The sequence below is a fragment of the Nocardia brasiliensis ATCC 700358 genome, assembly GCF_000250675.2.
GTDB classification, from domain to species: Bacteria; Actinomycetota; Actinomycetes; order Mycobacteriales; family Mycobacteriaceae; genus Nocardia; species Nocardia brasiliensis_B.
In genome coordinates, this window is sequence record NC_018681.1 from 3946641 (window position 1) to 3964573 (window position 17933).

Annotated in this window: 15 protein-coding genes; 5 read left to right on the plus strand and 10 right to left on the minus strand. The window is 68.8% G+C overall.

Annotated elements, in window-relative coordinates; genetic code table 11:
* Positions 1-38: 38 nt before the first annotated feature.
* Together O3I_RS17810 and O3I_RS45915 are read right to left on the minus strand one after the other, a co-directional pair.
* The gene (locus O3I_RS17810; protein WP_014984342.1) at positions 39-1730 is read right to left on the minus strand and encodes an FAD-binding dehydrogenase; all 1692 of its coding nucleotides are present in this window, start codon (positions 1728-1730) and stop codon (positions 39-41) included.
* Positions 1727-2368 carry a TetR/AcrR family transcriptional regulator gene (locus O3I_RS45915; protein ID WP_014984343.1) on the minus strand — a complete coding sequence of 214 codons (642 nt, stop codon included), beginning with the start codon at positions 2366-2368 and terminating at the stop codon, positions 1727-1729. Before O3I_RS45915 ends, O3I_RS17810 begins: the two co-directional genes overlap by 4 nt.
* Positions 2369-2582: 214 nt before the next feature.
* Here O3I_RS45915 and O3I_RS17820 point away from each other — a divergent pair, with 214 nt between their 5' ends.
* From O3I_RS17820 to O3I_RS17830, 3 genes are all read left to right on the plus strand, one after another.
* Positions 2583-3608, plus strand: coding sequence for a zinc-binding alcohol dehydrogenase family protein (locus tag O3I_RS17820; protein WP_041563962.1), 1026 nt, complete (start codon positions 2583-2585; stop codon positions 3606-3608).
* 163 nt (positions 3609-3771) lie between these two features.
* Positions 3772-4428, plus strand: coding sequence for a cutinase family protein (locus O3I_RS17825; protein WP_051066968.1), 657 nt, complete (start codon positions 3772-3774; stop codon positions 4426-4428).
* Positions 4429-4614: 186 nt separating this feature from the next.
* Positions 4615-4833 carry a hypothetical protein gene (locus O3I_RS17830; protein ID WP_014984346.1) on the plus strand — a complete coding sequence of 73 codons (219 nt, stop codon included), beginning with the start codon at positions 4615-4617 and terminating at the stop codon, positions 4831-4833.
* Between the two features lie 54 nt (positions 4834-4887).
* On the opposite strand, the gene O3I_RS17835 is transcribed toward O3I_RS17830, so the two are convergent.
* Positions 4888-6912, minus strand: coding sequence for an SDR family oxidoreductase (locus O3I_RS17835; protein ID WP_014984347.1), 2025 nt, complete (start codon positions 6910-6912; stop codon positions 4888-4890).
* A 316-nt stretch (positions 6913-7228) separates the two neighbouring features.
* Positions 7229-8932: a bifunctional metallophosphatase/5'-nucleotidase gene (locus tag O3I_RS17840; protein WP_051066969.1), complete on the minus strand. Its 1704-nt coding sequence runs from the start codon at positions 8930-8932 to the stop codon at positions 7229-7231.
* 177 nt (positions 8933-9109) lie between these two features.
* Between O3I_RS17840 and O3I_RS17845 the strand changes: the two genes are divergently transcribed.
* Complete coding sequence (locus O3I_RS17845) at positions 9110-10168, plus strand: endonuclease/exonuclease/phosphatase family protein (RefSeq protein ID WP_237748322.1); 1059 nt, start codon at positions 9110-9112, stop codon at positions 10166-10168.
* A 133-nt stretch (positions 10169-10301) separates the two neighbouring features.
* The gene (locus O3I_RS17850; protein ID WP_141692121.1) at positions 10302-10778 is read left to right on the plus strand and encodes a hypothetical protein; all 477 of its coding nucleotides are present in this window, start codon (positions 10302-10304) and stop codon (positions 10776-10778) included.
* A gap of 3 nt (positions 10779-10781) precedes the next feature.
* On the opposite strand, the gene O3I_RS17855 is transcribed toward O3I_RS17850, so the two are convergent.
* The 6 genes from O3I_RS17855 to O3I_RS17880 all read right to left on the minus strand — a co-directional run bounded on the left by O3I_RS17855 (position 10782) and on the right by O3I_RS17880 (position 17895).
* On the minus strand, positions 10782-11891 hold the full coding sequence (locus O3I_RS17855) for a glycosyltransferase (protein WP_014984351.1): 1110 nt from the start codon (positions 11889-11891) through the stop codon (positions 10782-10784).
* A gap of 166 nt (positions 11892-12057) precedes the next feature.
* The gene (locus tag O3I_RS17860) at positions 12058-13428 is read right to left on the minus strand and encodes a glutamate-1-semialdehyde 2,1-aminomutase (protein ID WP_051066970.1); all 1371 of its coding nucleotides are present in this window, start codon (positions 13426-13428) and stop codon (positions 12058-12060) included.
* Between the two features lie 158 nt (positions 13429-13586).
* Entirely contained in the window at positions 13587-14057 is a 471-nt protein-coding gene (locus O3I_RS43385; RefSeq protein ID WP_014984353.1) for a winged helix-turn-helix domain-containing protein, read from the minus strand.
* A gap of 90 nt (positions 14058-14147) precedes the next feature.
* Entirely contained in the window at positions 14148-15029 is an 882-nt protein-coding gene (locus O3I_RS17870) for an SDR family NAD(P)-dependent oxidoreductase (RefSeq protein ID WP_014984354.1), read from the minus strand.
* 116 nt (positions 15030-15145) lie between these two features.
* The gene (locus tag O3I_RS42715) at positions 15146-16522 is read right to left on the minus strand and encodes a GNAT family N-acetyltransferase (RefSeq protein WP_014984355.1); all 1377 of its coding nucleotides are present in this window, start codon (positions 16520-16522) and stop codon (positions 15146-15148) included.
* Between the two features lie 5 nt (positions 16523-16527).
* Positions 16528-17895 carry a glycosyl hydrolase family 28-related protein gene (locus O3I_RS17880; RefSeq protein ID WP_041562685.1) on the minus strand — a complete coding sequence of 456 codons (1368 nt, stop codon included), beginning with the start codon at positions 17893-17895 and terminating at the stop codon, positions 16528-16530.
* Positions 17896-17933: the final 38 nt, after the last annotated feature.

A 17933-nucleotide genomic window follows, 5' to 3' on the forward strand; every position in this document is an offset into this window, starting at 1 on the left:
ACCGTGACCTGCGAGATGATCTGCCGATTATGCGCCGATCACCGCAGTGTCGCGGCCAGCGCCAAACCTGCGGCCCGCCCGGAGAAGATGCAGCCGCCGAGGAAGGTGCCCTCCAGCGCGTTGTACCCGTGCACGCCCCCGCCGCCGAAACCGGCCACCTCGCCCGCGGCGTAGAGGCCGGGAAAAGCGCTGCCGTCCTGCCGGATCACCTGTGAGTCGAGGTTGGTCTGCAAGCCGCCCAGCGTCTTTCGCGTGAGGATATTCAACCGCACCGCGATGAGCGGGCCCGCGGCGGGGTCGAGGATCCGGTGCGGCTTGGCGACGCGTCCCGCCTTGTCGCCGAAGTACTGGCGCGCGTTGGTGATCGCCATCAGCTGGCTGTCCTTGGAGTACTTGTTGGTGACGTCGCGGTCCCGCGCGACGATCTGCCGCTCCAGCGTGTCGTGATCCAACTGTGGCCCGCGGGTGATCTTGTTCATCCCGGCGACCAGCTCCCGCAGCGTGTCCGCGACCACGAAGTCGACGCCGTGCTGCTTGAACGCCTCGACCGGACCCGGTGCGCCCTTGGCGATGCGGCTCTTGAGGGTGAGTTTGAGGTCCTTGCCGGTGATGTCGGGGTTCTGCTCGGAACCCGACAGCGCGAACTCCTTCTCGATGATCGACTGGGTCAGTACGAACCAGGAGTAGTCGTAGCCGGTGGACAGGATTTCCTTCATTGTCGCGTTGGTATCGAATCCCGGGAAACACGGTGCGGGCAAACGCCTTCCGTTCGCGTCGAACCACATCGAGGACGGGCCGGGAATGATCCGGATGGCATGATCGGGCCAGATCGGATCCCAGTTGACGATGCCTTCGGTGTAGTGCCACATGCGATCCCGGTTGACGATCGCGCCGCCGGCCGCCTCGGTGATGCCGAGCATCCGTCCGTCCACGTGCGCGGGCACGCCGGAGATCATGGTCTCCGGGCATTTGCCGAGCCGCTCGACCGGCCAGTTGCGCCGGATCAACTCGTGATTGTGCCCGATGCCGCCGGACGTGACGATCACCGCCTGCGCACGGAACTCGAACTCGCGCACTACGTTTCGAGAGGACGCCTGGCCACGCGCCAGGTCGCTCGGCGCCAGCACCCCGCCGCGGACGCCGACGACCGCGCCGTCCTCGACGATCAATTCGTCGACGCGGTGGCGGAAGCCGAAGCCGACCAGCCCGCGCCGTTCTGCTTCGAGCACGGGTTCGGCGAACACTCGTACCACCTCCGGCCCAGTACCCCAGGTGAGATGGAACCGCGGTACCGAATTGCCGTGCCCGTCGGCGAAACCGCCGCCGCGCTCGGCCCAGCCGATCACGGGGGTGATCCGCAGACCGAGTTCGTGGAGGTAGTCCCGTTTTTCGGTGGCGGCGAAGCGAACGTAGGCCTGGGCCCACTGCCGTGCCCACAGGTCCTCGTCGTCGCGATCGAAACCGGCCGAGCCGAGCCAATCCTGCAGCGCCAGTTCGTAGGAGTCCTTGATCCCCAGCCGGCGCTGCTCGGGGGTGTCCACCATGAACAGCCCGCCGAGTGACCAGAACGCCTGCCCACCGAGATTGTTGCGGTTCTCCTGATCGAGCACGAGCACCTTGCGGCCGGCCTTGGCCAGCTCGTGCGTCGCGACGAGGCCGGCCAGTCCGGCGCCGACCACGATGACGTCGGCCTGCTGTGCGAATTCGGTGGTGCTGTCGGTCATCTTCATCCTTCGGATTCGGTGCTGTAGGCCAGCACGACGTGGTACATGAGTTCGGTGCGGCGCTTGCGCACGGCCCGACTGCGCGGTTCCATCAGGACCTGCACGCTGGTGCCGTCGTGCACCGCGACGAGGGCCTGGCCGAGCGCCGCGGGATCGGGGACCGCGCGGCCGATCCGGGCCAGCCCCGCGACTACGGCCGGCATCAGGGCGGCGCTGATCGCCTCTTCGCGCGCGGCCATCACCCGGCGCAGTTCGGGGTTGCGCAGCGCGTGGGCGGTGAACTCCGCGGTGATCCGATACCAGCCCTCATCGATGGGCACCGCGCGTGCCATCCGTTCGATCGCGGTGCGCAGGTCGTCGTCACCGCCGATGAGCATGTCGTCGAGGACGCGCTTGATATCGGCGAGCATGGCGGCCGACCGCTGTTCCCACATCGCCAGGAACAGCTCGTCGAGCGAGACGAAATTGGAGTAGAAGGCGCCGCGGGTGAAGCCGGCGCGTTCACAGACCCGTTCCACGGTGGCTTTGCCGAAGCCCTCCTCGCTGAAGGCCTCGTAGGCGGCGGTCAGCAGCCGATCGCGGGTTTCGGCGCGGCGGCGGGTGACCCGGTTCGTCGCGGTTCCCGGTGGGGTGGACGACGCCATGGGCACCTCCTCGGGCGGGACCGGCCGCGGGTGGCGGGCCGGTCGATTCGATACAAGAATGTATTCAATACATAAATGTATCAGAACCGGTGCGACGACAGGGGGAAATCGGTTGAGTAGGGTCGCACGCAGCATCGAATTGTCAGTGCGGCTCGGCCGGGTGTCCTGGGGACAAGGAGAGTTGAGCATGAACGAGGTTGCGCGGTCGGGATCGATGACCGGATGGCGAGTCCGTCGCCCGGCGCCGATCGATACGGGGCCGCTGGAACGGGTGCGCGAGCCCGTGCCGGAGCCCGCCGCCGACGAACTGCTCGTGCGGGTGCTGGCCTGTGGTGTCTGCCGGACTGACCTGCATGTCGCCGAGGGGGATCTGCCCGTGCATCGCGCCGGGGTGGTTCCCGGGCACGAGGTGGTCGGGGAGGTGGTCGCGGTCGGCTCGGCGGTCGGCGCGAGTGCCGAGGAGCGTCCCGCGGACGGTTTCGCCGTGGGCGACCGGGTCGGCATCGCCTGGTTGCGGCACACCTGCGGCGCCTGCAAGTACTGCCTGCGCGGACTCGAGAACCTTTGTCCCCGTTCGATGTACACGGGCTGGGACGCGGACGGCGGCTATGCCGAATATGCCACTGTGCCAGCCGATTACGCGCTGCGCCTGCCGGAGAACTACACCGACGAAGAGACGGCGCCGCTGCTCTGTGCGGGCATCATCGGCTATCGATCACTGCAGCGCGCGCAGCTGCCGCCCGGTGGTCACCTCGGGATCTACGGTTTCGGCGGCAGCGCGCACATCGCCGCGCAGGTCGCGCTCGCGCGCGGCGCCGAGGTGCATGTGATGACCCGGGATCCGGCCGCGCAGGAGCTGGCGCGCGCCCTCGGTGCCGCGTCGGCGCAGGGCGCGGCGGATCCGCCTCCGGTGCAACTCGATTCGGCGATCTTGTTCGCGCCGGTGGGCACGCTGGTGCCGCCGGCGCTGGCCGCGCTCGACCGCGGCGGCGTTCTGGCCGTCGCGGGTATTCATCTGAGCGACATCCCGGTGCTGAATTATCAGCGGCATCTGTTCCAGGAGCGGGAAATTCGCTCGGTCACCGCGAACACCCGGGCCGACGCGCGTGAATTTCTCGCGCTCGCAGGCGAACACCGCATAGAAGTGACCACCCGTGGGTACTCCCTCGGCAGGGCAGATCAGGCCCTGGCCGATCTCGCCCACGGACGTTTCACTGGCGCAGCGGTTCTCGTTCCGTAGAAAAGATTAGCCAGGACACGATTCGGCGTTGAGTCCGCATCGTTCGGGTCGACTTCCTTGACGACCTACTCAGCCGTTCTTACCTTCGCAGATATAGCCGAGTGGCACTTGTCGCTGACAAGTGTCACTCGGCTTCTCACAACGGCGTGAGTGGGTGATCACGATGGCAAACCGGAAGGTAATTCATTTCGAAAAGTGGCGGGTGGTGCGAGTATTCATCGTGCTACTGCTGGCCGCGGGTTTCGGAGCGACGACGGGATCGCCCGCATGGGCGTCACCCTGCGCCGCGATCGATGTGGTAGTCGCACGGGGAACGCAGGAACCCGGCTACCTCGGCGCCGCGGTCGGGGACCCGCTCTACGGCACGTTGCTGCAGGCGCTACCGGTGAGCTCCACCGCGTATCGCGTGAATTATCCTGCGGACCTGCTGGATCCGGCCTCGGTGAGCCGCGGCACCCACGATATGACCGGTCACCTGCTGTGGCAGGCGGCGGCGTGCCCGGACCAGCGGTTCATCCTGGTCGGCTATTCGCAGGGTGCGATCGTCACGCACGGTGTCCTCGGCACCGGTGCGGTGACGGCACTCGGCGGCATGGCGGTGCTGCCGGGCGAACTTGCCTCGCGGGTGGCCGCGGTGCTGCTTTTCGGTGATCCGGTCCGGCTGATCGGCTGGAACGTGCCGGGCGAGTACGCCTGGCGCACCGGAAACTACTGCACGGGTGGCGATCCGGTCTGCGGCGGTGGTCTCGACCCGGCGCAGCACGGCAACTACGGCTGGGCCATGTGGCCGGCCGCCTGGTTCGCGGCGGACCGAGTGTGAGTTCCCCGCCGGGAAATCCGCGGTGGGGCCGATCCGGCCCCACCGCACCGGCATTTCCGCGCCGGGCGCCGCAATTTCTCTGAAACGCCGGTAGTCCTTTTCGATTCGGACACGGTGCGGCGAAATCCCGTGGAACGCGCGGAGTTCGAGTGGTGTGGCCGCGAGCGGGCGTGATAGGAACAGCGAATGTCCGATGATCCCGACATCGCACAAGCCCGGGTATTTCTCGACTTGCTTGCCACCCACGCGCGCGGGCTCGCCCGCGCAATCAGTACCGCCGAACGGACTTTCCAAACGCACCGGCTGCGCGAACTGCACGCGGAGATGCACACGGTTCGGCACTGCATCGCGCGAATACACTATCGGTATCCCGATATCGTGCCGAACCGTCAGGCTCGCGTCTGAACCGGTCGCCCGCAATTTGCGCACACGAGTCCACCGGAATTCAAAACCCGGTGACTACCACTGCAATCCGGGCACCACCCGGGCCACCCGCGCCGCCGGGCCGGGCAGCGCCATCAGCGGCATGAGTACCGGCGCGAGCACGGTCAGCGGGCTGCGGCCGCGCTCGCCGGACGGCTCGGCCGCCGCGGGCGCGACGGACTTGTTGCCCTGTGCCGCATGGGATTCCCCGAACAAGCGGAAGCCCTGGTGCAGGATCGTCCGCTTCACCGACGGCATCAGCAGATCGACCGCCTGGGCGAAGGTGCCGACCGGGGTGTCGATGCGGTGCGGGCGATCCTCCAGTGCGCGCACCACGATGGCGGCGGCCTGGTCCGGATCGGGGACCGGCAGCGAACGGTAGAGATCGGTCGGCGCGATCATCGGGGTGCGCACGAGCGGCATCCGCACCGAGGTGAAAGTGATGCCCGCGTCCCGGTTCTCGACCGCCGCGATCTCGCTGAAATTGTCCAGCGCCGATTTGCTCGCGACGTAGGCCGCGAACCGGGGCACCTTGGTCTGCACGGCGATCGAGGAGATGTTGACGACGTGGCCGAAGCGCCGGGCCCGCATCGACGGCAGCAGGGCCAGGATCAGCCGGACCGCGCCGAAGTAGTTCACCGCCATGGTCCGCTCGAAATCGTGCATGCGATCGGTGGAGTTGAGCACCGAGCGACGGATCGAACGGCCCGCGTTGTTCACCAGGTAGTCGACGTGGCCGTGTTCGGTGAGCACGGCGCGCACCAGCGACTCGACCGCGTCGGCGTCGGTGATGTCGCACGGATAGTCGTGGGCCACACCGCCTTCCGCGCGCACCGAGTCGGCGGCGTCGGACAGGTCGTCCTTGCCGCGGGCCACCATCAGCACGGTGGCGCCGCGCCGGGCGACCGCGTGCGCGGTGGCCAGCCCGATGCCCGAGGAGGCGCCGGTGATGAGCACGATCCGGCCGCTGAGCGGATCGTCGGTCAGCTCGGGGCGGTCGCGATGGGTGTCCAGATGCGCGCGCCAGTAGCTCCAGAGTCGTTCGGCGTAGCTCTCGAACGGCGGCACGCTCAGCCCGGAGCCGCGCAACTGCGCCCGGGTGGAATCGGAGATGAACTCCGCGGCGAAGGAGGTGTGCGGCGCGACGGCCGCGGGAATGCCCAACTGCTCCAACAGGAAATCGCGCACCGACGCGACGCCGGGCAACTGCGCCAGCCCGGTCAGCGCCAGCGCGCTGCCCGGCACGACGCCGATGCCGGTGGGGGCGCCCGCCGCCGCGGCGAGCGCGCCGTACACCGCGCTGAACGGCTGCGGCTCCGGGTTTACCAGGTGGAAGGTGCGCCCGTCGAGCCCGGGCCGGCGGATCAGCGTGGCCATGGCGGCGGCGACATAGTCGACCGGGACGATGTTGGTCGCGCCGAGATCGGGCAGCGGCATCGGCAGTTCCGCGGGCAGCGCGGCGAGCTTGGCGATGGCGGAGAAGAAGTAGTAGGGACCGTCGATCTTGTCCATCTCGCCGGTGCGCGAATCGCCGACCACGATCGCGGGCCGGTACACCCGCCAGCGCAAGCCCTGCGCCTCGCGCACCAGCTGCTCGGCGGCGAACTTGGTGCGGTGGTAGGGCGAGGTGAGCCGCTGACCGAGGTCGAAGTCCTCTTCGAAGAACTTGCCCTTGTGGTCGCCGGCCACCGCGACGGACGAAACATGGTGCAGCACAGCGCCGATCCGGCGGGCCAGCGCGATCACCGAGCGGGTGCCCGCGACATTGGCGGCGTGCGCGGTGTCCTCGTCCGCGGTCATGTCGTAGACGGCGCCGAGATGGATCACGTGATCGGCCGCGGGCGCCTCACGGGTGAGCCCGAGTTCGTCCGCTGTGAGGTCGCCGACCAGGGAGAACACCCGCTCGCCGCCGTGCCACGCGGTCGCCAGGTCAGCAAACTTCTGTAGCGAGCCCTCGCGCACCAGCACATGGACCACGGCGTCGGGATCGTGGTCCAGCAGCTCCTGGACGACTCGTCGTCCCAAGAATCCGGTACCGCCCGTCACGATGTAGGTAGCCATCGTCGCCTCCTGCTGTTCACTCGAACCGTGTTGTCGCACAAAGTAATCCGGCATGCAACGGTGAATGCGGAGATACTGGTCCGGCCGCGACGTGCCCCCTGACGCGGTAACAGCGGTCGGGCCGAAAGTAGGAACCCCTTCGTCCTGACTTATAGGAAACAGTAATGGATTCCGCGCGACCCCGGCAAGCGTTCCGGTCGGTCTGCGGCTGTGGGACTGGTCACCCGTATGCGCAGGTCAAAGGGTAAGTGTTACAACAATTTCCAGGTATACCTTCACTGGTCATTTGACCAGTAGTCCACCGGCATCCGGTTGGCTAACGCCGCTCGACGCGGGCGGCCGGCGGCTGCACGGTGGCGTGGTCCCGGAAATAGGCCTCGAAGGCGTCCAGATCGGTCGGGCCGGGGACGCTGTCGGTGCCCTCGGTGAAGACGGCGAAGCCGTCGCCGCCCGAGGCGAGGAAGCTGTTCGTCGTGATCCGGTACGTCGCAACGGGATTGAGCGGTTGTCCGCCGATCCGCACGCTCTCGGCCGCCACCTTCGCGCCCTTCGGCGCGGATTCGGTGTAGGCGTAGGTGATACCGGCGGGGGAGAGCACGGCGGGCTTGCTCGCGTTGGTCCACTGCTGTTCGAGCAGCCGCAGCACCTGCGCTCCGGTGAGCGTGAGCGTGACGACCTGGTTACCGAACGGCTGGACCGTGAAGATATCGCCGTAGGTCACCGGGCCCGCCTTGATGTCCGCGCGGACCCCGCCCGGGTTCATGAACGCCGCGACCGCACCCGCCGGTCCGGCGGTGGCCGCGAGCATCGAATCGGCGATCACGTCGCCGAGCGGTGAAGTGCCCGACGGTCCCGGATCGTGCGACAGCACCGCGGTGGCCGTGCCGACCACCCGGGCGGTGCGCGGCCGCGCCTGTTCGGCGTAGAAATCGACGAGCGCGGTGGTGGGCCCGTCCGGCGTCACCTCACGGGTCACCACCCGATTGGCCGCGGCCGCCCGCACGCCGTCCGGGGTGAAACGCAGCGTCAGATCGGTGATGAGCCTGCCGTAGGACGCGGCCTGGGTGACCACCTTGCCCTCGATCGTGCACACGTAGGACTGATGGCTGTGCGCGGTGAACAGCGCCTGTACCGCCGGGTCGATCGCCTTGGCCAGGCCCGTCACGTTCGGGCTGATGTCGGCGCACCCGTTGTAGTCGATCGGGACGTCCTTCGGCGGCTGCTGGATACCGCCGTCGTGCATCAGTGCCACGATCGCCTCGGCGCCCGCGGACTTCAGCTCCGGCACGTAGCGGTTGATCGTCGCGGCCTCGTCGTCGAACCGGTACCCCCGGATACCCGCGGGCAGTACAAGATTGACGGTGTCCGGGGTGACCGTGCCGATCACGCCGATCTTGTGCCCGCCGATTTCCAGCATGGTCCACGGCCGTAGCGCGGGCGGCAACTTGCCCTCGGCGTCGGTCACGTTCGCGGCCAGGTAGGGGAACTTCGCGCCGGTGAACGGTGCGCCGGGCGAGCAACCGTCCGGCGCGCAGCCGCCCTGCTGGATGCGGGCCAATTCGAGGACGCCGCGGTCGAATTCGTGATTGCCCACCGACGAGGCGGCCACCCCGATGTTGTTCATGAAGGTGATGGTCGGTTCGTCGTGGAAGAGACCGGAGATCAGTGGGCTCGCGCCGATATCGTCACCGGCCGCGACCACCGCGCTGGCGGGATACGCGGCTTTCAGCCGGGCGAGGTGGGTGGCCAGATACGCGGCTCCGCCCGCGTCGTGCCCGGCGATCTTGCCGGTCGAGCCGGCCGGCGGCTGCAGATTGCCGTGCAGGTCGTTGAGACCGAACAGGTGTACTTCGTCGGTTCCGGCCGGGCCGAGGTCGTCGGTCGAGATCAGCGGCACCACGCCGGGCACGGTCGAGGTGACCGGCCCGCTGCCCGGCTCGGTCCCCGTGCCGCACCCGGCGACGAGCACCGCGCTCACGAGTCCGGCAACGACTACGGCAAAGCGACGGCGCGCGTTCATGTGCTGACTGTGCCACGCGGGGTCGGCCGAGGCCACCGTTCGCGCGTGCCGCCGTCGCTGTTCGCTCTGCGCTCTCGCCGAGTTCACGGGATATTCCGATTGGGTGGATAGCCAGGAAATGAACACCTCTGTCCCGCTGTGCCCACGATCGGAGTGATGGTCACCATGACGAGTTCGATGACACGACGCGATGCGATGAAATGGTTCGGTGCGGCGGGCGGTGCACTCGCCGTCGGCGCGGCGATGCCCCTGGCCACCGCCGCACCCGCGGCCGACGAGCTCCGGGTGCTCGCGATCAACATCTGGATGGGCGCGAGCAAGATTCCCGGCGGGATCGGCCTGGTGGCCGATCTGATCATCGATACGCGGGCCTCGGTGGTGCTGCTGTCGGAGGCGAACCAGGCGACGAAGGCGATCGCGGCGGCGCTGGAAAAGAAAGGCCAGAAGTTCGAGGCGGTCGCCTCGGGCGATACCGGTGTGCTGTCGGCGTTCCCGGTCGAGGAGAGCGCGGACCTGGGCTGGATGGTCAAGGCCCGGTTGAGCGTCGGCGACAAGCGGGTCACCGCCTACGCCGCGCATCTCGAATATCGCTGGTACGCCACCTATCTGCCGCGCGGCTACGGCGCCGGCGTGCCCGCGCCGGGGGAGTACTCCGAATTCGGCTGGAACAAGCTGCCGGGCGGGCCGGTGACCGATCCGGTGGCAGTGCAGCGGGTGAACGTCGCGTCCAAGCGTCCCGAAGCGATCGGGGCCTTCCTCGAGGACGCGAAAGCAGAAGCGGCGGCGGGTAGTTCGGTGCTCATGGGCGGCGACTTCAACGAACCGTCGGCGCTGGACTGGACGCCCGCGGCGGCGAACCTGTTCGACCACAACGGCGTGGTGCTGCCGTGGGAGAGCACCCGCCGACTGCAGCAGGCCGGTTTCGTCGACGCCTACCGCTCCCGCTATCCGGATCCGGTGACGCATCCGGGCTTCACCTGGCCGGCGAGCAATCCCGACGCGCCGGTCTCGCAGCTCACCTGGGCGCCAGAGGCCGACGAACGCGACCGGATCGACTACATCTTCGCCGGGCCGGGCGCCGCGCTGCGGCTCGCCGACGTGGGCATCGTGGGACCGCGTGGCTCGATCGTGCGCAATGCCCGGCGCGACGAGAATACCCAGGACAATTTTCTGGCGTCGCCGCAGAAATGGGTCACCGACCACAAGGCCGTCCTGGCGACATATCAGCTCACATAGAACCTGACCGCGCTGTTTTCGACACGGCGCACCGTGGTGTACGGGAGTTTCCCGAGCGACCGGTTGGTGAATGTAATACTGCGTAGCCGAGGAGCAGTCTGAAGTTCACGACAATTTTGGAGGGCTCGGGTCTTTGAAATTCTCACGCACGACCTCGATGGTGACCTGTGCGCTCGGTGCCGCGCTGCTGGTGCTCGGACCGGCGGCGCGGGCCGATGCGGTGATCTTCGGCGTGGCGATCGAAGCCGACGAGCACATGTGCGACGGCGCCGACCACGACGACCGCTGGTACCAGGAGATCAGCGAGTGGCTGGAGCTCTCGCCGTTGATCTTCGACAAACCGGTGCACACCGAAACGCGGCGTGCGCTCTACGGAAATCCGGTATTCGACAAAGACACGCGAAACGCCATGTGCGCGGGCGAGGCGGCCTATAACGAAAAACTCCAGGCCCTGATCACCGAGAGTTACGTGGTCGGAAATCTGCACGAACTGTGTGAGACGAACGAAGGCCTGCTGCGTTATATGAAGCGGCGATCCGCGGTGTTCCAGTGGATCACGGTGAACGACTGGAATGCGCCGAAACCGCCGGCGCCGACCTGCCTGGCCTGAAGGTCAGCGCAGCAGTTCCGTGACCGCGTCGGCCATGTTGGCGCGGAAGGCGGTGGGGGAGAAGGTTTCCGCGTGCGCGCGGATGATCTCGGTCCGGTAGTCGGTGGGGGTCCAGCCGCGCATCGCCGCGGCCAAGTGGTCGACGACGGCCTCGTCGGCGCCGTGCGCGACGTGCTCGCCGGTCACGCCCGGCCGGACCGTGTCCAGCGCGCCGCCGCGATCGACCGCGATCACCGGGGTGCCGCAGGCCATCGCCTCCACCGGGACGATGCCGAAATCCTCGACGCCCGGCATCAGCAAGGCGCGACAGCGGCGGTATGCGTCGACCAGGACCTCGTGTGAGGTCGCGCCCAGGAAGGTGGTCTCCGGCCCGGCCAAGGATGCCAGTTGCGCGCGGAAGCGGCCGTCGCCGAGCACGACGAGCTTGCGGCCCGCGCGCTGCGCGGCCCGAATGGCCAGATCCGGCCGTTTGTACGGGACCAGCCGGCCCGCGAACAGGAAGAAATCCTCCCGCGGTACCGCAGCGTCGGGTGTGAAGCTGTCGATCCGCACCGGCGGATAGACGACCGTCGCGGGCAGTCCCCACCAGTCGTGCACCCGCGCGGCGACGGCGCGGGAATTCGCGACGATCCGGGACAGCCGAGGGGCGGCGCGCAATTCGGCGTGCCGAGCCAACCTGCCCAGCGCGGACAGGGCGAGCCGGCCCGCCGGCCCGCCCGCCTCCTGCGCGCGGAAGTCCTTGTCCCACGCCCAGCGTGCCGGGCTGTGCACGTAGGCGAGGACCGGTACGTCGGCGGCGAACACAGCCTGGGTGGCGAACGCGTGATGGCTGATGACGACGGCGTCGAAGCGGTGCGCGAGGGGGAGGCGGCGCAGCGCGCGCGGTGCGAAGGGCAGCAGCGGAGCGTGCGAACGGCGGCCGGTGACGGCATACGCACGGCTGAGCCAGGTATCGTGCACCGAGGTCAGCGGCGCCCGCACGCCCGCCGGATCGACGATCGGCGCGAAAACCTCCGTGCGCTCCCAGGTTTCGGCCAGCTCGCCGACAACGGCCTCGGAACCGCCGAATTCGGTGAAGCGTTCGTGCACCACCGCGACGCGCGGGCCGCTCATCCGTTCGGCCAGGGGAAGCGCGGTGCGGCAAGGGCTTTGAGCCGCACGGCCGCGGCGTGCGTCGCGTGCCGTGTCGCACCGACTGCCGGACTGCCATGACTGCAAACGTGCACACTGTGCCATTCCGGCAGGTGTTTCGGCGCTCGAATCGCCTTGCTCGGCTGCGTCATTCGTCGTCCCGCCGAATCCGGCGCGGTGCCGCGTGACGGCGGATGGCCGGCGCGACCGGACGGCCGGCGAGCAGGCCGTCCACACTGCCCTGGTCGATCGCCTTGCGGTACACCGCGGCGGCTTCGCAGCAGGCCGCGACGGTCTCGTCGATATCGCTGTCGGTGTGCGCGGCGGAGGTGACGAACGACTGACCGAGCACACCCCGTTGCAGCAACTCCTGCAGGAACAGGGTGCGGAACTCCTGCGAAGGGCGGCCGTTCGGGTCGCGGGTGACGAAGATGAGGCACGAAGGGCGGCCGAGTACCTGGAGGTGGTCGGCGATGCCGAGGTCGGCGGCGATCAGGTTGACCCCGTCGGCGAGGCGCTGACCGGCGCGCTCCATGCGCGTGATGGGGTCGCCGGTGCGGTACTCCCGCACCACCGCGCGAAAGGCCGCGAGCGAGGCCGTTTCCGGGCCGTGCGTGGTGGACAGCAGGAACACCCGATCGTCGTCGGTGCGCAGCCCGCCGAGTTCCATGTACTCACGCTTGCCGGCCAGCGCGGAGAGCGGGAACCCGTTGCCCATCGCCTTGCCCCAGCAGGACAGGTCCGGCCGGACGCCGTAGACCGTTTGCGCGCCACCGGCCGACCAGCGGAAGCCGGTGATCATCTCGTCGAAGACGAGGAGTGCGCCATGCCGATCGCAGAGGGCGCGAACGCCTTTCAGGTAACCCGGCGCGGGCTCGGCCAGTGCGGTGGCCGCCTCCATGATCACCGCGGCGACGCGCCCCGAATCGAGCACCGCCGCCAGCGAATCGAGATCGTTGTAGCGGAAACGCAGGGTGCCGGCCGCGCTTTCGGCGGGGATGCCGCTGTGCATCGCGGTGGTACCGATGAACCAGTCGTCGACCGAGAAGAACGGTTGATCGCAGACGGCCAGCGCGGTCCGGCCGGTGGCGGCACGAGCGAGACGTACTGCGGCGGTGGTCGCGTCGGAGCCGTTCTTGGCGAACTTCACCATGTCGGCGCCCGGCACCAAGGCGAGGAAGTCCTGCGCGGCGAGCAGTTCCAGCTCGGTCGGCCTGCTGAAGCTGACCCCGTCGGCGATCGCGGCGCGCACGGCGTCGAGCACCGGTGCGAATCCGTGCCCGAGAGTGACCGAGCGCAGTCCCATGCCGTATTCGACGTAGCAGTTGCCGTCGGCGTCCCACACGCGGCAGCCGTTGCCGCGCACCAGCACCGGGGCCATGTGTTCGGGATACTGATCCGCGCCCCTGGCGTAGGTGTGCGCGCCACCCGGGACGAGTTCGTGCAGCCGCGCCTGGAGTTCGTTGCTCCGGGCGAACCGGCCGTGCGGCATCGCCGGATGCTCGGGATCGGGCTCCATGATGATCTCCCCGCGGTTCGGCACCGACCCGTGCGAATCCTCCGGTCCGCGACGGGTTCTGCGCCTCACTGTACGTCCGGGCCACCGGGCTTGTCCGCGCAAACGACGGCAGTGCCGCGCAGGCCACAAAGCGGCCGGTCGGTGTGTCCGCAGGGATCTCAGCCGAAGCGGTCGGCGCGGCTCATCCGATCTCGCAGACCGTCGGTCAGGCCGAGGCGGGCGCCGATATCGGTGAGGCTCATGCCCTGATCGTGCGCGTCCTCGATCGCGGTCTGCCGGATACCGGAGAGCTCGGCGATCCGCAGCTGGTAGTGCGTGATGAGGCTGGCGGCGAGCTGTGCGCGCCGGATCGGATGGGCCACGGCGCGGATCTCGTCGACATCGTCGTCCACCGGTTCGGCGGCGCGGCGGGCGGAACCGTCGCCGACGAAGGTGCCGCGCCGTGCGACGGTGTGCACGAGGTGCTGCTCGCGCAACAGCTCGAGCGCCCGTCGCACGACGACGCGGGAAACGCCGTGCCGCGCGGCCAATTCGGCCTGGCTCGGTAGCCGGGCACCGGCGGCGAGGACACCGGCACGGATCTGCCGTGCGTACTCGGCCGCGACGGTGGCGTGGGCCGGTTCGGCCATCGGGTCGATCCCTTCGTCAGCGGTGCGTCGCCTTCGAGGGTAGGCGCGCGAGCCGGTCGAGCGGAGATCGAAAAGGGGACCTGTTGTCTCTCAGCTGCTTCGGCTCGTCCGGGGGAGACCGAGTCTGAGCACGGTCAGCATGATGCGCTGGTAGCCCACGGGGAACAGGCGTTGGACGATATCCATGACGATCGCGTCGGTGCCGATGCGAATCTTCGCCTTGTTGCCCCGGATTCCTTTGACGATCGCGGCGGCCGTCTGCTCCGGGGTGAGCCGCGCGAGCCGGTCGAACGTCGCGACATTGGCCTCGGGGGTGTCGGCGCGAGCGATGCCGGTGCCGTCGAATCTGGTGGAGCGCGCGATATTCGTGCGGATCCCACCGGGATGCACGGTCAGCACCCGCACCGGCGACCCGGCGAGGCGCAGTTCCATCCGCACCGACTCGCTGAATCCGCGCACCGCGAATTTGGTTGCGCTGTATGCGGATTGGCACGGCATGCCGAGCAGGCCGAACACGCTGGAGACGTTGACGATGGTCCCGCCGCCGGAGCGCTCGACCAGCGGGTGAAACGCCCGGGTGCCGTGCACGACGCCCCAGAAGTTGATGTCCACGATCCAGCGCAGGCTCTCGTCGCTGACCGTGACACCGTCGCCGAGCACCGCGACACCGGCGTTGTTGACCACGATATCCGCGCGGCCCCAGCGCTGTTCGACCGCCGCGGCGAAGGCGTAGATCGTGTCCCGGCTCCCGACGTCGACGAGATGCGTGCTCACCTCGCCGCCCAGTTCGGCGATGCGACCGGCGGTCTCCTTCATCCCTGTTTCGTCGATATCGGCCAATGCCAGTCCCGCGCCGCTGCGCGCGAGCGCCACCGCGGTGGCGGCGCCGATACCGGAGCCCGCGCCGGTCACCACCGCGACTTTGCCCTGTAGCCAACGCGTTCCACTCGTTCTCGGGTTCACCGAGGCCATAATAGAGAACGATCGCTTTCTAATAGCGGGTTGGCGGGAATCGGCGAAAAGATTGTCCGCGTGCCCAATCCGACCCCGAGGGGCTCGATCGAGCGCCTATAGCCCGAGTGTCGCGCTCACTGCTTCCCGGAGCTTCGGGGTGACGGATCGGTGGACAGGGACGGTGCCGAGGTGTGTTCCGGCGGGCTGGGTGTGGTGATCGCCCACAGGTCGTGATCGGCGCGGCGGCCGGTGGCGTCGACCGAGTCGCGCATCTGCCCCTCGTGTGCCATGCCGACCCGGGCGGCGATCTCGGCCGCGACCTGATCGCCCGGCGCGATGGTGGTCGCGACCCGGCACAGACCGAGCGGTCCGAACGCGAGGGTGAGCAACGCCCTGGTGGCCGCGACGCGGACGTGCTCGGGGTGCGCCGGATCGGCCCAGACGAACATGCGGGCGTTGCGATCGAACATGTCCCGATCGAACAGGCGGGCCTCGCCGACGTACGCGCCGTCCACCTCGATCGCGAGGACCAGGCCGCCCGGCGAGCGGAGCCCTGCTCGGGTGCGCAGGTACTGCCGTACCCATTGCCACCAGGAGTGCTGCACGGCCCAGGTCGGCTCGGGCGCCGACGCGTCCGGATCCAGCGTGGCCCGGCAGCGCGACCGCGCGGCCCGCCAGCGCCGCCAGTCGGTGGGCCTGCGGGTCCGGATGACGACCTCCGGATGGTCCGGATCGGCGAGCCGGATCGGCGGCGGTGCGCCGAGCGGATCGAACAGGTGCACCGCGCGTCCCACGTAGAAGCGTGCGCCCGCGATCACCATGGCGAGCTTGGGCAGGCCCGGCGGCACCGGATCGGCGGGAGCGGGCAGCGGCGCGCTGCCGGTCGCGTCGTGACGCGCGAGCCAGTGCCCGGTGAACCCGTCCGGCGGGCGATCGCCCGCCGTGGCCGCCCAGAGTTCGTGATCACGGCGCGCCCCGCCCACGTCGAAGTACCTGCCCATCAACGCTTCCCGGCGGAAACCGACCCCCGCGGCGCCATGGGCGGCGGCGACGTTGGCCGGGGAGATCGGCGCGGTGATCCGCTGCAGCCCGAGCCGAGTGAAGCCGTGGTCGAGCAGCATGGCCGCCGCCAGCCCGCCGATGCCGTGCCGGGCCACCGTGGCGTCGACCCAGATGCCCATTTCCGCGGCGCCGGTGGCGGTGTCGATCGTGCCGAGCTCGATCTGTCCCGCGAACCGCCCGTCGACCTCGATGACGGTGGCCAGCCGGCGACCGGCCCGGGCCTCCGCGCGGATCATCAGACATTCTCGTACCCAATGGGTTCCGCAGTGCCGCGCGTCCCAGTCCAGCGCCGAGCTGTACCAGAACGGCTCGATATGCCGCCGGTCGCGCAGCCGGATATGGCGCCAGTACGGGTAGTCGGCGAGCCGGGGCGGGCGCAGCACGACCGTGCTGCCGCGCAACGACACCGGCCCGAGTCTGCTGCGCGCCAACGATTTCGGTCGGGTCATGGCGGCTACTCGCGCGGCCGCTGTTTACCCAAGGGCATGGTCTTCAAGGCGCCCTCGGTGGAGATGGACACCCGCCAGTATGTCCCGGACGCGTCTTTGAGCACGAGACCTCCTTCGCTGTGCTCGGAGAGCCAAGTTCCGCTGCCCAGGACGGCCGCGCGCACGGAGCCGTCGGCGGACTGCGTCTGGAAGACGTCGGCGTCGCTGCGCCCGGCCTTGATCACGACCGTGCCGGTGAAGGCGGGGGTGTGCATACTGGTGCGCCCCAGCACATGCCAGCGGTCGGGGAACACCGCCGGGTTGAGATCGTCCGCGGCGGTGGAGATCAGGTTCACCGCGGTGCCCTCGGGGCAGCCTGCCGGATCTATCCGCAGCTCGGTCGGCGGCCGGTCCAGATCCTTGTCGAACTGCACGTTGGCGAGATACGGCTGGCGGCAATAGATCAGGTCGAGCCCGATGCTGCGCGCGGCCACCTTGCAGTTGATCATGCCGAACTGCGCGGGACCGCCCCGGTCGGCGTGCCCGATGGAAAGAGCGACCTCGGCGCCCTCGAACCAGACGTTGGTCAGCCACCAGTCGTTGGCCGCACCGTCGACGAGGATGTGCCGATCGGTGGTGCGCGGATCGGCGTCGGACACGAATTCGACGTTGGTGAGCGCCAATCCGGCGTTGTGATCGTTGCCGGTGCCGAGCACGCCGATGAAGTTGCTGGTGAGTTTGGACGAGGTGACGTAATTCTGGATGCAGGACGTGACGATGCCGTAGCCGAAATTATTGATGTCGCAGTTGACGAACGAGGTGCCGCCGGTGTTGCCCTCCAGCACGACGCCGCGCTGGGCCAGGTAGCGCGGATGGTTGTCGCTGAGGTGATTGCCGCGGATCACCACCGAATCGAACGAGCACCGGAAGCATTCCGACAGCACGATCCCGGTCGCCTTGGGCCCGGCCAGATAGAAGCCGATCCGGGCGAACCGCACCCGATTGCGCTGACGTAGGTGAATGAGCGTCGTATCGGTCTCGCAACTGATCACCGTCACGTCGGCGCCGTCGCCGAGAACCGTGGCGTAGTCACTCAATTCGGGCCACGCCGTCACCCGGTAGTGGCCGGCGGGTAGATACATGACGAGCGGTTTGTCCGTGACGGCGGCCGCCGCCGCGATGGCGGCCGTATCGTCGGCGAGACCGTCGCCGACGGCGCCGAAGTCGCGGACGTTGCGCGCTGCGGGTGCGTCGGTGACGTGCGGCGAACGGAATTCGATGGTGGGCGGCCCCACCTCGGGTGTGCTGCTGCACGCGGCCAGTACCGGCACCGCGCCGACCGCGCCGAAGGCGGCCGCCAACATACCCCGCCGACCGACTGCTTCTTTGCTCATGACCCTGCCTCGCCAACGCTGGGATCCGTCATGCGCCC

Excerpts from the sequence above, each read along its gene's own strand:
- O3I_RS17810 (WP_014984342.1), bottom strand. The coding sequence starts at position 1,730 with ATGAAGATGACCGACAGCACCACCGAATTCGCACAGCAGGCCGACGTC.
- O3I_RS45915 (WP_014984343.1), bottom strand. The coding sequence starts at position 2,368 with ATGGCGTCGTCCACCCCACCGGGAACCGCGACGAACCGGGTCACCCGC.
- O3I_RS17820 (WP_041563962.1), top strand. The coding sequence starts at position 2,583 with ATGACCGGATGGCGAGTCCGTCGCCCGGCGCCGATCGATACGGGGCCG.
- O3I_RS17825 (WP_051066968.1), top strand. The coding sequence starts at position 3,772 with ATGGCAAACCGGAAGGTAATTCATTTCGAAAAGTGGCGGGTGGTGCGA.
- O3I_RS17830 (WP_014984346.1), top strand. The coding sequence starts at position 4,615 with ATGTCCGATGATCCCGACATCGCACAAGCCCGGGTATTTCTCGACTTG.
- O3I_RS17835 (WP_014984347.1), bottom strand. The coding sequence starts at position 6,912 with ATGGCTACCTACATCGTGACGGGCGGTACCGGATTCTTGGGACGACGA.
- O3I_RS17840 (WP_051066969.1), bottom strand. The coding sequence starts at position 8,932 with ATGAACGCGCGCCGTCGCTTTGCCGTAGTCGTTGCCGGACTCGTGAGC.
- O3I_RS17845 (WP_237748322.1), top strand. The coding sequence starts at position 9,110 with ATGACACGACGCGATGCGATGAAATGGTTCGGTGCGGCGGGCGGTGCA.
- O3I_RS17855 (WP_014984351.1), bottom strand. The coding sequence starts at position 11,891 with ATGAGCGGCCCGCGCGTCGCGGTGGTGCACGAACGCTTCACCGAATTC.
- O3I_RS17860 (WP_051066970.1), bottom strand. The coding sequence starts at position 13,428 with ATGGAGCCCGATCCCGAGCATCCGGCGATGCCGCACGGCCGGTTCGCC.
- O3I_RS43385 (WP_014984353.1), bottom strand. The coding sequence starts at position 14,057 with ATGGCCGAACCGGCCCACGCCACCGTCGCGGCCGAGTACGCACGGCAG.
- O3I_RS17870 (WP_014984354.1), bottom strand. The coding sequence starts at position 15,029 with ATGGCCTCGGTGAACCCGAGAACGAGTGGAACGCGTTGGCTACAGGGC.
- O3I_RS42715 (WP_014984355.1), bottom strand. The coding sequence starts at position 16,522 with ATGACCCGACCGAAATCGTTGGCGCGCAGCAGACTCGGGCCGGTGTCG.
- O3I_RS17880 (WP_041562685.1), bottom strand. The coding sequence starts at position 17,895 with ATGAGCAAAGAAGCAGTCGGTCGGCGGGGTATGTTGGCGGCCGCCTTC.